At 47.7% G+C, this 15,147-nt stretch carries 13 protein-coding genes; 10 read left to right on the plus strand and 3 right to left on the minus strand.

Annotated features, from left to right (window positions below; translation table 11 throughout):
* The first annotated feature begins 1,292 nt into the window (after nt 1–1,292).
* Nucleotides 1,293–1,685 (plus strand): RNA 2'-phosphotransferase, encoded by a 393-nt coding sequence (locus DMN77_RS12920; RefSeq protein WP_306294248.1) that lies wholly within the window; start codon nt 1,293–1,295, stop codon nt 1,683–1,685.
* A 368-nt stretch (nt 1,686–2,053) separates the two neighbouring features.
* Here DMN77_RS12920 and DMN77_RS12925 read toward each other — a convergent pair whose 3' ends face one another.
* On the minus strand, nt 2,054–3,040 hold the full coding sequence (locus DMN77_RS12925) for a LacI family DNA-binding transcriptional regulator (RefSeq protein ID WP_068782681.1): 987 nt from the start codon (nt 3,038–3,040) through the stop codon (nt 2,054–2,056).
* 299 nt (nt 3,041–3,339) lie between these two features.
* On the opposite strand from DMN77_RS12925, the gene rihC reads away from it, so the two are divergent.
* The 4 genes from rihC (at nt 3,340) to DMN77_RS12945 (ending at nt 7,878) form a co-directional block, all read left to right on the plus strand.
* Nucleotides 3,340–4,263, plus strand: coding sequence for a ribonucleoside hydrolase RihC (gene rihC, locus DMN77_RS12930; protein ID WP_068782680.1), 924 nt, complete (start codon nt 3,340–3,342; stop codon nt 4,261–4,263).
* A gap of 28 nt (nt 4,264–4,291) precedes the next feature.
* Entirely contained in the window at nt 4,292–5,650 is a 1,359-nt protein-coding gene (gene dcuC, locus DMN77_RS12935) for a C4-dicarboxylate transporter DcuC (protein WP_179015324.1), read from the plus strand.
* A 68-nt stretch (nt 5,651–5,718) separates the two neighbouring features.
* A complete protein-coding gene (rbsK, locus tag DMN77_RS12940) occupies nt 5,719–6,639 on the plus strand; it encodes a ribokinase (protein ID WP_068782678.1) in 921 nt (306 codons plus the stop codon).
* Between the two features lie 15 nt (nt 6,640–6,654).
* Nucleotides 6,655–7,878 carry a NupC/NupG family nucleoside CNT transporter gene (locus DMN77_RS12945; RefSeq protein WP_179015325.1) on the plus strand — a complete coding sequence of 408 codons (1,224 nt, stop codon included), beginning with the start codon at nt 6,655–6,657 and terminating at the stop codon, nt 7,876–7,878.
* A 215-nt stretch (nt 7,879–8,093) separates the two neighbouring features.
* Here the strand turns inward: DMN77_RS12945 and DMN77_RS12950 are convergent, their stop codons facing one another.
* Nucleotides 8,094–8,783, minus strand: a complete 690-nt coding sequence (locus DMN77_RS12950) for a FadR/GntR family transcriptional regulator (RefSeq protein ID WP_179015327.1) — start codon at nt 8,781–8,783, stop codon at nt 8,094–8,096.
* 271 nt (nt 8,784–9,054) lie between these two features.
* Here DMN77_RS12950 and DMN77_RS12955 point away from each other — a divergent pair, with 271 nt between their 5' ends.
* The 5 genes from DMN77_RS12955 (at nt 9,055) to DMN77_RS12975 (ending at nt 13,710) form a co-directional block, all read left to right on the plus strand.
* Nucleotides 9,055–10,470: an FAD-binding oxidoreductase gene (locus DMN77_RS12955; RefSeq protein ID WP_068782675.1), complete on the plus strand. Its 1,416-nt coding sequence runs from the start codon at nt 9,055–9,057 to the stop codon at nt 10,468–10,470.
* Complete coding sequence (locus DMN77_RS12960; RefSeq protein WP_179015328.1) at nt 10,467–11,945, plus strand: (Fe-S)-binding protein; 1,479 nt, start codon at nt 10,467–10,469, stop codon at nt 11,943–11,945. Before DMN77_RS12955 ends, DMN77_RS12960 begins: the two co-directional genes overlap by 4 nt.
* Before the next feature lie 194 nt (nt 11,946–12,139).
* Nucleotides 12,140–12,433, plus strand: coding sequence for a PadR family transcriptional regulator (locus DMN77_RS12965; protein WP_306294249.1), 294 nt, complete (start codon nt 12,140–12,142; stop codon nt 12,431–12,433).
* Complete coding sequence (locus DMN77_RS12970; protein ID WP_179015330.1) at nt 12,430–13,002, plus strand: hypothetical protein; 573 nt, start codon at nt 12,430–12,432, stop codon at nt 13,000–13,002. Before DMN77_RS12965 ends, DMN77_RS12970 begins: the two co-directional genes overlap by 4 nt.
* Nucleotides 13,003–13,011: 9 nt before the next feature.
* Complete coding sequence (locus DMN77_RS12975; RefSeq protein WP_069188428.1) at nt 13,012–13,710, plus strand: class I SAM-dependent methyltransferase; 699 nt, start codon at nt 13,012–13,014, stop codon at nt 13,708–13,710.
* 39 nt (nt 13,711–13,749) lie between these two features.
* Here DMN77_RS12975 and DMN77_RS12980 read toward each other — a convergent pair whose 3' ends face one another.
* Nucleotides 13,750–15,120: a uracil-xanthine permease family protein gene (locus tag DMN77_RS12980; RefSeq protein WP_120464840.1), complete on the minus strand. Its 1,371-nt coding sequence runs from the start codon at nt 15,118–15,120 to the stop codon at nt 13,750–13,752.
* Nucleotides 15,121–15,147 lie beyond the last annotated feature (27 nt).

The raw sequence follows: 15,147 nt of genomic DNA on the forward strand, positions 1-15,147 counted from the left end.
CTGGAGCAAGGTTAAATCAAGCTAAACCAGTCTAGTCTAGTCTGGCCATGGCTAAGCGTGGCTCAACTAGGTAAAACGTAACCAGACCAAGATAAACCTGAACGAGATCAAGTGAGAAAAAGCCAGAACAGAACGGGAACTAGACTTCGCTAAGGTGGCTGAACCAAGGAAAGTCATAGCTAGACTTCGCTAAGCCGGTTAAACCAAGGTAAATCATAGCTAGATTTCGCTAAGCCGGTTGAACCAAGGTAAATCATAGCTAGATCAGGCTAAGTTTGGCTAAACCAATCAAGCTAGTCAAAACCCAACAAGACCAGACTAAAACCAGAACTAAGCCCTGCTTGCACGCATTAGCCCAAACCGGTTTTTGAATCGCAGAAAGGGCGTCTCCAAGCCGAAAGACCTTGGGGACGCTCTTTTTTGCATAAAGGTTGGAAACAGCTTGTTCGCCAGGGATTCTAATGTGCCAAGTTGATTTGTATAATGAAATTATTGGAAACCAGAGTTGTGGATTAGGCAGCGAATACGTGGCAGCAAGATTCTAACGAAACAGGGTATCGTTATTCAAGCCCAAAAGGGCAGCTAAAAATTGTAACGAAACGTGGTATCGCTATTTTGCTAAAATAGGGGCTTAAAGCGAGAATTTACCCTAAATAGCGATACACCGTTTCGTTAGATGTGAAAACCCCTTTATTTTGCGGCAATAGCGATATGTAGTTTCGTTAGCGTAAAGCGGAGTAGAAAGAAATAAGTGGATTAGGCAGCGAATACGTGGCAGCAAGATTCTAACGAAACAGGGTATCGTTATTTAAGCCCAAAAGGGCAGCTGAAAATTGTAACGAAACGTGGTATCGCTATTTTGCTAAAAGTGGGGCTTAAAGCGAGAATTTACCCCAAATAGCGATACACCGTTTCGTTAGATGTGAAAACCCTCTTATTTTGCGGCAATAGCGATATGTAGTTTCGTTAGAGTGAAGTGGAGTAGAAAGAAATGATTGGAGCAGGCAGGGAATATGTGGCAGCAAGATTCTAACGAAACAGGGTATCGTTATTCAAGCCCAAAAGGGCAGCTAAAAATTGTAACGAAACGTGGTATCGCTATTTTGCTAAAATAGGGGCTTAAAGCGAGAATTTACCCCAAATAGCGATACACCGTTTCGTTAGATGTGAAAACCTTCTTATTTCGTGGCAATAGCGATATGTAGTTTCGTTAGCGTGAAGTGGAGCAGAAAGAAATAAGTGGACAGAAAAGTGAAGTGATAAAGATGTTAAGTCAAACCCGGGAAAAAGACTTGAGTAAAATGATGAGCAAGATCCTTCGGCACACGCCTGAGGACTTTGGCGTTGTCCTGGATCCGGAGGATGGCACGTGTTCGATAAGCACCTTACTGGCCGCCATTCAGGCCCAGTCCAGGTGGTTGTGGGTGAAGCAGGAGGATATAGAGCAGGTGGTTCGCAATTCGGACAAACAGCGTTTTGAAATTAAAGCCGACCGTATCAAGGCAAGGTATGGGCATAGTCATGATAAAATACAATATGCCCCGGGAAACCCTCCGGCTATTTTATACCACGGTACGAACATGAAGGCATTGCCATTCATTTTGAAGGAAGGACTACGCCCGATGGGCCGGCAGTATGTTCATTTGTCGGAAGGCACCCATTTTGCAGCGTTGGCAGGAAGCTGAAGGGGAGAACTGGTCATACTTCAGGTTGATACGTCAGCTGCACAGCAGCAGGGGATCATTTTCTATGACGCGGGCAATCAAGTTTGGTTGTCAGATCAAGTGCCGCCGGTCTGTCTTTCGGTTACAAAGTAAAAAACGTACTGTCATGGATTACAAACAAACAAATGGGCTCCTGCTGCACAGGGGCCCATTTGTGTTCATGATCCCTGATGCTCAAGAGGCGTGCCGTGTTGTTCCGTGTTGAATGAGATCAAGTGCCGCCGGTCTGTCTTTCGGTTACAAAGTAAAAAACGCACTGTCATGGATACAAACAAACAAATGGGCTCCTGCTGCACAGGGGCCCATTTTGCGTTCATGATCCCTGATGCTCAAGAGGTGTGCCGTGTTGTTCCGCGTTGAATCAGTTCATTATCCATCTGGTGATTCATTTCTTCCAGCGGCTGCTGCTCAATCTTCTTGATCAGGATGCGGGCAGCCAGCATGCCCATTTCATAAATCGGCTGAGCTACCGTAGATAATTCCGGGTAGACCATTTCTCCAAGCGGAATGCCGTCATATCCAATGATTTGTACCTGATCCGGTACACGAATCCCGCGTTTTTGCATCACGCGAAGCGCGCCTATCGCCATTAAGTCATTGCCGGCAAAGATGCCATCAATATCAGGATGTGTCTCAAAGATTTTATTTACTGCTTCTGAAGCCTCTTTTAACTGAAAATTTCCGTTAACAATAAGCTTAGGGGTGAACCAATCTAAATCTTCAACCAGATCGAGATACCCCTGGCAGCGTTCCTCTGCAATCCATAATCCTTTTGGCCCCCGAATGTGCATGATCTTGGTACAGCCTTGCTGCAGCAAGGCTTGTACGGCCAAACGCGCACCCTCGCGATTTTTCGAAGAAATAGTGGGTACCGTCTGGAAATTGGAGCGATCCAGGGCAACCAACGGAACCTGTAACTGGTCTATCTCATTCGAGGACAAGGTATTTGTAGCCATAATAAATCCGTCAATGTATTTTTGTTTTAATGTTTGAATGTATTGTCTTTCCACGGCTGGGGAATCATTGGTATTGCAAAGTATCGTAGTGTATCCGTACATTTGCGTTACCTTCTCCACGGCAAGCGCAAGTTCATTAAAGAACGGATTCGTAATATCAGGTACGATGAGAGCGATCGTTTTGGAGGATTTCTTGGATAAACTACGAGCAATATCATTGGGTGTGTATTGTAACATTTCGATAGCTTCATGAACTTTCTGGACCGTATCTTTATGAACATACCCCTTCTGATTAAGGACGCGAGAAACGGTCGCCACGGAAACCCCTGCTAATTTTGAAACATCTCGAATCGTTGGGATTGTTCTCAGCTCCTTTTGTTACTACTTTCTATACTACTATACTTAATAAATATCAGGTATTCAACTGCATCAAACTCCAAAATTAGGATACCGGTTACACAATATTTTATGAAACATGTTACCGGTTCCACATTATTCACATCAATTCTAATAATTTCAAGGAATATACGTATTGACAGCGTTTTAAGATACGTATATTATGATACTCAAATGAGTAACCGATTACACATTTAAAAATACGTCGGAAATTGAGAGTCTGGAAATACTCTATTACACCAATTGAGAGGATGTTGAACCGTATGACTGATAAGAAAATCCCTATTATCATTGATACCGATCCAGGGATTGATGATGCCGTTGCTATCGGAGTAGCGTTATTCCATAAGAAGTTGGATGTCAAGCTTCTGTCAACCATTGCCGGGAATGTCTCTGTTGAAAAAACGACGAATAATGCACTCAAACTGGTTGAATTTTTTGATAAGGACATTCCGGTTGCCAAGGGTGCCAATAAACCACTATGTATTCCTTATGAGGACAGCAGCCATATTCATGGAGAATCGGGGATGGGCGGATATGAATTTCCTGAACCGAAGAAGGCGATTCATCCGGAGCATGCCGTTAATGCAATCAGAGAGATGATCATGAATAGCGAAGACAAAGTAACCCTTGTTCCGATTGGCCCTTTGACGAACATCGCTTTATTTCTGACCTTATATCCGGAATGCAAATCACGGATTGAACGGATTGTGCTGATGGGCGGTTCAGCATCTGCGGGCAATCATACGCCAACGGCAGAATACAACATCTTCGCCGATCCGGAAGCTGCCAAGATCGTATTTGCTTCAGGGCTTGATATTACGATGGTAGGACTGGATGTCACAAGCAAGGCCACCTTGACCCCGGACAATGTAGAGACGATTCGCGATTTGAATGAAACGGGCAGAATGATGTATTCGATGTTCCAGCATTATCGCGGTGGCAGCTTGAAGACTGGGCTGAAAATGCATGATTTATGCGCAATCGCCTATATTGTTAATCCCGAATTATTCAAAACTCAAGTTTGCTTCGTAGATGTCGAGACGTCAGGCACATATACCGCAGGCACTACGATTGTAGATCTGAAAAATCGATATCATAGAGAGCCAAATGCAACGGTGTGCTTGGATATTGATGTAGACGCTTTCAGAGCGTGGGCAGTAGAGCAGTTAGCTAATACCCGATAAAAGGCAGCATTTAGAGAGGAGAATCACTTTGGTAGAACTCATATTCGGTTTAGTTGTAATCGTGCTGGCGGGCTGGATGATTTATAAGAAGGTCAATGCTACGGTTGCATTATTCATTGCGGGTATCCTGCTTCTGTTTGGAGCAGCTATTATGGGGCACCCTGTATTGCCTGAAGAAACGACGACTGGCTCTATATGGCTGGATCCGATCAAATCGATTACGCAAAGTTTCGTCAACAACCTGGGAAATATCGGGATGACGATCATGGTTCTGTTTGGCTTTTCGTCGTATATGACTCAGATTGGCGCGAACGAAGTTACAGTCCGCACCTTGATGAAGCCATTATCCGGCATTAAATCAGTTTATGTGTTAGTTCCGGTTATTTTTATCGTAGGGAACCTGTTGTCTCTCGTCGTTCCAAGTGCATCAAGTCTGGCCGTACTTCTGATGGCAACATTGTATCCGGTTCTGAAACGTATCGGAATGTCCGCGCTTACAGCAGGTGCTGTAATTGCGACAACAGCGACGATTATTCCGACTCCTCTAGGTGCGGATAATGTCATTGCGGCTGAGACCTTCGGTATCAATCTGATGGATTATGTATTGAAATATCACGCTGCCATTTCGATTCCTACGTTGATACTCATGACGATTGCACATTACTTCTGGCAGAAATATTTGGACAAGAAGAATCCGGAAACCGATGATATCGATGAATCCAAGCTGACTGCATTACGTGAGGATTTGCCTCCGGCGTTCTATGGGATTCTGCCGATTCTTCCGCTGATTCTGATCACAGTATTTGGTATATTTATTAAATCGATTAACATTGGTCTGGTTGAGATCACGTTTATTTCTCTGATCGTTACAGTTATTATTGAAATTATTCGCAAACGTAAAATCCAGCAAGTGTTCGATGAGCTGATGGTGTTCTTCAAAGGTATGGGGAACGGGCTTGCCATGGTCGTAGCGCTGCTTGTTGCGGCAAGCTTGATGGTTGATGGTCTGAAGGCGCTGGGCATTATTGATATGCTGACCAATTCTGTAAAAGACGTCAATGGGGCAGGAATGATCCTGATGTTCGCTTTCTCAGGGATCACAGCGCTTATTGGTCTGATCAGCGGCGGCGGTCTTGCCGTATTCTACGCTTCGATCGGTTTGCTGCCGGATATCGCACACAATGTGGGTATCAATGGAGTTATGTTGGCCATTCCTATGCAATTGATTGCTAACCTGGTTCGCTCGGTGTCACCGGTCGCTGCAGTTATCATTGTTGTCTGCAGTATTATTGGCAAGAGTCCGATGGCGATTGTGAAACGGACCTCGGTGCCAATTATTGTTGGTATTATAAGTACGTTAGTATTGTCTTATGTGATGTTCTCGTAAAACTGCCCTGAATTCCTGAAATAGATAAACAGAGAGAATATTGTGATTTGGATAGGAGCGAAGCACAAATGAAGAAGATATGCATACTTGGGAGCATCAATATGGATTCCAGCTTATTGCTGGAGTCCCTCCCTGTTGAGGGTGAGACTATATTTGCAACGGACAAAATGGTTGGGCCAGGGGGCAAGGGCTTCAATCAGGCCGTATCGGCTGCAAGGCTAGGAGCGACGGTGCAATTTATCGGTAAAATCGGGCAGGATGAGAATGGCAAGCAGCTTATGGCCACAATGCAACAGGAGGGCATTCTTACAGACCATGTTTATACCGATCCGCATTTGCCTACAGGAGAAGCCCTGATTTTGTTTGCCAACAACGGCAGCAATATGATTGTGGTCAGCGCCGGGTCCAATATGGGGCTGACAACACAGGAAGTTGACCTGTCCAGAGAGAATATCGGGTCATCCGACGTTATTGTCGCCCAGTTTGAAGTTCCGATTCCTGTCATAGAGCATGCTTTTGCATTAGCTAAAGATGCGGGGAAAATCACTGTGCTTAATCCTGCGCCTGCAAAAGAAATTCCGGCCGGATTGCTCAGCGTTACGGATATTCTTATCCCGAACGAAAGCGAGATGCATATCCTGACAGGATGCAATACCACCAGTGAAGATGAGATTGTACAAGGCGCGCATAAGTTAATGGAACAAGGCGTCGGTTGTGTCATTGTTACGCTGGGTGAACGCGGCAGTCTGATTTGCCATCCGGAGGGCTCTATCGCTGTTCCGGCTGAAAAAGTACAAGCTATCGATACAACGGCGGCGGGCGATAGCTTTATCGGAGCGCTTTGCACCAGATTACAAGGGAATCATCTCAAATCATTGGACAACATTATAGAAGCCGTTAAATTCGCAAGTAAATTTTCATCGATCGTAGTTCAACGTAAAGGGGCATTCCAGTCGATACCTTATGCTCATGAACTTACGAATGGATAGAAATGAGTGGATAGAATGAATATTTTATGGGGGCTGCTGGGCTGTTTCGTTGTTTTCGTGATCGCCTATTTGATGTCAGACCATAAGAAAAATATCAATTATCGCACCATTTGTATAGGTTTTCTTATTCAATTATTGTTTGGCTTTATCGTGCTGAAATGGGATCTCGGCAAGCAGGTGATCAGAGCGATATCAGGGGGTATTACGAACTTGTTCCACTACGGGTATGAAGGTCTGGGCTTTGTATTCGGCAGCCTGGCCGACAAGACGATGCCCACAGGCAATATCTTTGCGATTCGCGTGGCCATGCTGGCCGTCTTTATTACTCCTTTGATCGGTATTTTATATCATTTTGGGATCGTCCAGATTTTTATGCGTGTCATTGGCGGGGGACTTGGCAGATTGCTGAAGACAAGCCGGTCTGAATCTTTAGCGGCAGCGGGGAATATTTTTCTGGGACTGCAGGAAATTCCGATTATGATCAAGCCTTATATGAAATACCTGACGCGATCGGAAATGTTCGCGGTTATGGTTGGCGGACTAGCCTCTGTTGCCGGCGGGATCATGGTCGCTTATGCTGCGCTCGGGATACCTATGGAATATTTATTATCCGCGAGCATTATGTCGGCTCCTGCGGGGCTTATTATAGCAAAGATTATAATTCCGGAACGGGAAGTACCCGTCAAGGTTGATATACATGAGCTTGAAGAGAACAAGTCGGGGAAAAAGGAAAGCATCGTTAACATTATTTCAAAAGGCGCTTCTTCCGGTATGAAAATGGCGCTGCAAATTGTGGCTATGCTGATCGCTTTTATATCGATGGTGGCTTTGCTCAACGGGCTGCTTGGGTGGATCGGCGGATGGTTTGGTTTTGGCGAACTGTCACTGCAATTAATTCTGGGCTGGATCTTCTCGCCTATTGCCTTTGCGATTGGTGTTCCTTGGTCAGAGGCTACTATGGCAGGAAGCTTCCTGGGACAGAAGCTTGTGATGAATGAAATGATAGCCTTTGGTTCTTTTGCTGAACAGATGGGACATTTGTCAGACAAGACGGTTGCTATCGTTAGCTTTGCCCTCTGCGGATTTGCCAATATCGGCTCCATGGGGATCATGCTGGGTTCATTTACTTCATTATCCCCTGAGAGAAGCAGTGAGGTGGGTGGGCTTGCATTTAAGGCGGTCATTGCAGGCTCGTTGGCTAATTTGCTGAGCGGGGCAATTGCAGGCATGTTCTTTTAAGCGAAATCAACGCAATGCATCCAATAATCGCTTTAGTCGATTGAAATAATCCTACACGGACTCTGGCGACTGGCAAGCTTGAATAGTTATTGCAAAATGATAGGCTGCAAACGAAATCGGGAATCAGGTTTCCTCTGAAACAGAGCTGTTCCCGATTTTTTGCGGCCTTTTTTGGTCATCCGGGCTGGCCCACGCAAGTCCCTCCCTCTAACCACCTATACGTTCAGCACCATCCCTACCTTTGTGAGATGCTCTTCCATCCGCTGGGAGGCAAGGGGTTCGTCTTGAACGGAAATAGCTTCATAAATCAGCTGATGCTCATTCCATAGCTGCAGTGCAGAGGCGCGTTCGCCGAACAGCCACATGCGCCGGGTGCTGCCTATATGCTTGGCACATTCCTGATGGAACAGGGCAAGCATCGGGACCAAAATCGGATTGTGGCTAGCTTCAGCCAGATAGACATGGAATTGTAAATCCTCCTGCTGACTTCTCTCTTCATCGTCCAGATATTTTTCCATCAGCTTCAGACAAGTGGACATTCGTGTGAGATCCTGTTCCGTTCTTCTTCGCGCCGCGAGTGCGGCTGAGCCGATCTCAACCAGCTTGCGAGCCTCGATCAAGGAGCGGAGCGAATCCATATCGGCGAGGGAGCTGAGCAATTGCTCGGCCGGATTGTGCTCCGGCCTGCGTGCGAAGGTACCTCCACCGTGACGAATATCGAGCCAACCCATCGCTTTCAGAGCGCTTTGGGCCTCGCGAATCGTGGACCGCCCCACTTGGTATTGCTTGGCCAGCGCCTCCACCGAGGGAAGACGCTGCCCTTCGGCATAGCTGCCGTCTTTTAATAGCTGGAGCAGATGCTCTGTAACGAGTTCGGCCCCTTTTTTCATTTGGATAGGGTACATGATGGATTTCTCCCTGCTTGTTGATGTGGATAAGCTGTATAATCCTCAAATTCTATATTCCTTCAAATTTTAAATTAAGTCTATACATACGCTTTCATTATAAGGTATAATATCCCAAAAGTCATCAGATGACCTGAACAGTTATCCGAATCTAAGCTGCTTCTGTCCAGAATAATTGCTATTGGTTACCGATCAATTCATGGCAATCATCGATTTGTGTGGATTCGACTTCATCTACGATGAAGACAGGAAGAGGAGAGGTGTAAATGATATGCTGGATTCTGAGGTAAGACAGTCATTGCTTCAATGGCTTGGCCAGGAACGGTTCCGAGAGGATCAGGAAACTTTGGTCACCCATTCTTATGATGCTACCCCTATGCTGCAATCGCTGCCTGATGCGGTGGTCTATCCGGAGACGACGGCTGAGGTGCAATCTATATTAAGGCTTGCCAATGAACATCACATCCCAATCGTTCCGCGAGGCGCTGCGAGCAATCTATGCGGCGGCACTGTCCCTGTGCAGGGAGGCATCGTTGTAGCCATATCGCGGATGAATAAGCTGCTGGAGCTGGATACGGACAACCTGACGGCTACCGTACAGCCTGGCTTGAATACGAGGAAGTTCCATCAGGAAGTGGAGCGGCGGGGACTGTTCTATCCGCCAGATCCGAGCAGCATGGTCATCTCTACATTAGGCGGCAACATTATGGAGGGCGCAGGGGGCTTGCGAGGTCTTAAGTATGGCACAACCAAGGATTATGTGATCGGTCTTGAAGCGGTGCTTCCCTCCGGGGAAATAATCCGTACAGGCGGCAAGCTGTACAAGGATGTAGCCGGTTATGACCTGACGAAGCTGTTAGTGGGTTCCGAGGGAACTCTGGCGTTAATTACGGAGGCGACTTTAAAGCTTCTGCCTGCTCCAGGAGTACGTCAGACGATGCTGGTTGCTTTTGCAGATATTTATGGGGCGGCTCGCTCGGTCTCGCGGATTGTTGGCGCGCGGATTATTCCGGCCACGCTGGAAATTATGGATCAGGCCACGATATGTGTGGTAGAGGATTATAATCATATCGGTCTGCCCACGGATGTGCAGGCTATATTGCTGATTGAGCAGGACGGTCAGGAACCGGAGCAGGTGAAGAGGGAGATGACTGATATCAAAAATATCTGTGCGTCGGAAGGGGCCACAGAAATTCGTATGGCACAGGACGAGGCTGAAGCGGAGCAGTTGATGATGGCTCGTCGAAGCGCATTATCTACGCTTGCCCGCATCTCGCCGACGACGATCCTGGAAGATGCGACCGTTCCGCGATCTGCCATCGCCGATATGATCCTGGCAATTAACCGGATTGCTGAGAAGTACCGTGTCAACATATGCACCTTCGGGCATGCCGGGGACGGCAATTTGCATCCTACTTGTACGACAGATGCTCGTAATGAAGAGGAAATACACCGCGTTGAGGAAGCTTTTGCGGAGATCTTCGAGGAGGCGATCTCGATGGGCGGGACGATTACGGGCGAGCATGGGGTCGGAACGGTAAAGGCTCCTTATCTGGAATGGAAGGTAGGGACTGCGGGGATCAGCGTGATGAAGGGCATCAAGCAGGTTTTCGATCCGAACGGCATTATGAACCCGGGCAAGATCTTCGCCAAGCCGTCCCGTAAAAGGCTGGTGATCTCAAAATGAGCAGCCCTAATCCCAAAAAAGAGCGAGATTCATCCTTATTAACGCTACAGCAGGAGCTTACGAAGCAGCTGGATTATAATGAGCTAATGAATTGTATGCGCTGCGGCTTCTGCCAGCCTTCCTGTCCGACCTATCAAGAGACCGGCATCGAAGCTGCGTCGCCGCGGGGGAGAATTGCGCTTATGAAGGCGGTAGCTGACGGTGTAATGGAGCCGAATGAGTCGTTCCGCCAGCAGATCAATCTATGCTTGGGCTGCCGGGCCTGTGAGCCCGTATGCCCATCCGATGTGAAGTACGGTCAGCTGCTGGAACAGACCAAGTCGGTGCTGTTCGAACAGCCGTTTCACTCTGCCAAGACCAAGAAGATGAGTGGGCAGACGGAAACTGCACCCGGGCCCGGTTATAGCTCTAAATCGGATCGGCCTCCGAACATGAAACGGCTGCATAAGCTGGTTAAGCCTGCCTTCAAGAGCCATCATCGCATGTTGTCTCTTAGCGCTCTGCTAGAGAAATATCAGCGCTCCGGATTACAGCGTTATGCGGCGAAGAAGAAGCTGCTTCGATTTTTGCCAGAGCATTTTCAGACCTTGGAGCGTATCCTGCCGCAGGCTGACAGTCAAGGCGTAGTAAAACGGGTGAAGGCCAGCTTGCTGCCAGCCAAGGGAGAGCGGATCGGAACTGTGGGCATGTTCCGCGGCTGTATCATGGATGTGCTCTTCACCGAAACGAATGTGAATACGGTGAACCTGCTGAGAGAATCCGGGTATGATGTGGTCATTCCTGAAGCGCAGGGCTGCTGCGGAGCATTGTTCTCTCACAGCGGCGATCTGAAGACCGCCCGGCAGTTCGCCAGGAGGAATATCCAGGCCTTTGCCGAGGCCAAGGTCGATTATATTGCCTCTAACGCTGGAGGTTGTGGAGCCATGCTGATTGAATATGATCATCTGCTGAAGGATGATGCGCTGTGGAAACCGCAAGCGGAGCATTTCTCACAGCAGATCAAGGATATAAGCGAGCTGCTGCTCCGTTCAGAGCGATGGAATTCATTAAAATCTGTAGGTGCAGGGCCTGACGATCAAGAATTCATTTCCCAAGAACGTCCCGATCACACACCTCAAGATACAGTTACTTATCAAGACTCCTGCCACCTGAGGAATGTCATGAAGGCAGGCCGGGGACCAAGGCAGCTGCTTCACCTTCTGCCCGATTTGAATTATGTAGAGCTTGAAGGTGCGGAAGGCTGCTGCGGTTCAGCCGGGATTTATAATCTGATGCAGCCGAAGATGGCGAATGATATTTTGGATCACAAAATGGATAAAGTGAATGAGACAGGGGCATCGATCATTCTGACCAGCAATCCCGGCTGTCTGCTGCAGATGAAGATTGGCGTTGAGCGGGAGCAGGCACAGGATCGTCTGAGGGTGATGCATGTGGTTGATTATTTTGCGGAGAAAGTCGAGAAAGTAATGAAATAAGAGTTCATCCCGCGCCCTTAGGGGCGTTTTTTTATATTCATATAGCTGCTTGCTCGTTGACAACGACACTACTCTGCGTTATTATGTAGCGGTACTCAGTAATATTAAGTACCTCAACACATGTCAATATTGTTCTTGTGAGGTGTATGTGTTTGGATAATCTAAGTGAAATGCTCAAAGGAGTGTTGGAGGGAATGGTGCTGGAAATCATCGGACGGGATGAGATTTACGGTTATGAGATTGTAAAGCGGCTCAATGCTCTTGGTTTTGAAGGGATTGCCGAAGGCACCGTTTATGCTTTGTTAGTACGACTGGAAAAAAACAAGCTGGTTCATATCGTGAAAAAGCCGTCCGGAATTGGTCCGCCAAGGAAGTTCTACACTCTCAATGAGCGAGGGCGGGATGAATTGATGTCATTTTGGGCACGATGGGATTTCTTAAACGAACGTATCCAAATTTTAAGAAATAAAGGAGGCAATGAAGGATGAGCTTCAGCAATGAAACACTTCGAAAGATAGATCAGTTTGCCAAGGAACAGGCGCAGCATTATCTGGAGGAGGCGGAGATGACCTATCTGGAAAAGCTGCGGGCCAAAACCAATCAGACCAAACATAAAATCGGCAGGAAATTAGCCAGATTTAAGAGCAGCTCGGATCAGGCGCAAGAGGCGCGTAATGATATGATCCTCTACATGAGCGACTACATGAGCGATCTGATATCTCAGGGCTTATCGGAAGAGGAAGCTTTTGAAAAGGCAAGGGATAAGCTCGCGGCTTCAGGTGATTCTGATTTCCAAGCTGATCTTCATGAGCGTTTCCGCCAGTATTATGAAAATCGTGATCCTGCAGACTATGAGGCTGTCGGACTATTCTACGGCGGGTTCCTGTTTTTAGGTGTTGCTATCGGTTCCCTGATCGGGTTTCTCACTAGTGGGGGCGTTCCTGCCTTTATGCAAAATGGATGGATCTATACGCTGATCGGTACCGGGGTTGGAGCGATTATTGGCATAGGGCTGGGAGAAATAAGCCATGCGCTTATATCTATGAAGAGAAAGTAGGTGCTGTTTATGTCCTATATGAAAACGGCTCGCCGCAAGAAAGATTTGGGCATCACCGGCTGGATGGCGAAATGGTATGACAATAACACCCGTAAGTCGCGTCTTTCGGAGATGCGGGAATATGCTGATATCGTAAGCGGATATGTTGAAAATGGAGCGGAGTTGCTGGAAGTCGCTCCTGGCCCCGGCTATCTGGCCATCGAGCTAGCGAAGCAAGGCTACTCGGTAACCGGCTTGGAAATCAGCGCGGATTTCGTGGAGATTGAGAAGCGTAACGCCAGAGAAGCTGGCGTAAATGTAGACTTTCGGCAGGGAAATGCCTCTGCAATGCCCTTGGCCGATGGGGTTTATGATTTCATAATTTGCTCCGCTGCGTTCAAAAATTTCAGCGAACCACTGAAGGCTTTGCAGGAAATGTATCGTGTTATCAAGCCCGGCGGTGCGGCGCTTATTCTGGACATGAACCACGAAGCCACGAGTGAGGATATCGAGAACGAAATTCAAAAATCCGGTATGAAAGGCTTTGATCGCTGGTTTGTCAAACTGTCGTTCCAAACTTTTTTGAAGAACGGCGCCTATACCCGCGAAGGGTTCGAGGATCTGATAGCGCAGACAGACTTCCCGAAACATAAGATCGAAAAACACGGAATCGGCTTTCAAGTCTGGCTGTATAAACCAGAGCAGGACAGCCCCAAAAGTATGATTTAACATACCTCCTGTGGGGCTGCCCTCATTTAAAAATATCTGTTATTTTTCGCTTAGCGTCTCCTTGCGGCCAGGCAAGAACTTATTCAGCAAGATAGCCGCCAGGGAAGCGGCCAGGATTGGCGAACCCAGCAAATATTGCACGAAGGTAGGCAAGGAATACAAGTAATCCTTCGGAATAAGCACTAATGCCAAGGTTAGAATCATCGGAATGGCGACGATGTACATCTCTTTCTCGCCGATCCGCTCGTTCTTCATGACCTGTATGCCGTTAATGGCGATAATGCCGCAGACAATGCAGAATACGCCGCCGATGACAGCCGTCGGGATCGATGCAATTAGAGCAGCCAGCTTACCGGAACAGCCAAAGATAACGAACCAGCCACCAACGGCAAGGAAGACTCGGCGGCTGGCAATCCCGGTAATGGAAATAATGCCGGCATTGGTGGAATAGCCTGTAACCGGAGTAGAGCCGAGCAGAGAGGCGATCAGACAGCTAATGCCTTCGCCGATGACCCCTCGGTTAATATTTTGATCGGTTAACGGTTGATCGATGACATTGCTGACAGCGAACCAGGTCCCCGTTGTTTCAGCGAGCAGCACCAGATAAATAATGACCATCGTGATAATAGCCGAGAAATTGAAGGAGAAGCCGAAGTCGGCAAAGGGGATCTGCGGCATGCTGAACCAGTTGGCTTGGCTAACTGCCGAGAAGTCCAGTACTCCCATAAAATTAGCAGCGATACATCCGCCGATTAATGCGAACAGGACGGACATAATCCGGAATAATGATCCTTTGGTCCCTAGCAGGGAACCGAGGATTACAAAGATCAGCAGCACTGCGCCTGAGATTAGGGCCAGCATCACGTTCTGATTGATCGTCGCATCAGCGGCTTCATAAATATTGTCCCTGATCCCCACTGGCAATAAAGACAGACCCACAATAAAAATGATCGTGCCGCCCACAATCGGCGGAATGAAGGATTTGACGATCTTATTGAACACGCCGCTCATCCCCAAAATAATAACGAGAACCGCACCGACAAGGCTGGCGCCCAGCACGGAATTCCAGCCTAGCTGCCCGCCTCCGCTGGCGGCATAGATGCTGACAATTGCGCCAAGCGGAACATACGAAGGACCTTGAGCGATCGGCAGCTTCATGCAGAAGTAGCTCTGCACAATCGTGGCTAACCCCGCAGCGATAAAGGTAGATTGGATCAGTGCGCTGGACTGGTTGGATTGCAAGCCGATCAGCATGGCGATCAGGAAAGGAACCACATAGACGTCCATTGCTAATACATGCTGCAAGCCCAGAAGGGCGGACTTGCCAAATGATACCTTCTGATCGGGCAGAACTGTTAGCTGCGATGAATGGGTTTGAGCTTGCCCCTGGTTGACTGCTTCTGTTTTCACTGGGATGTACACCTCGAATATTATAGT

Source organism: Paenibacillus sp. 79R4, assembly GCF_013393165.1.
In the GTDB taxonomy this organism is placed as follows: Bacteria; Bacillota; Bacilli; order Paenibacillales; family Paenibacillaceae; genus Fontibacillus.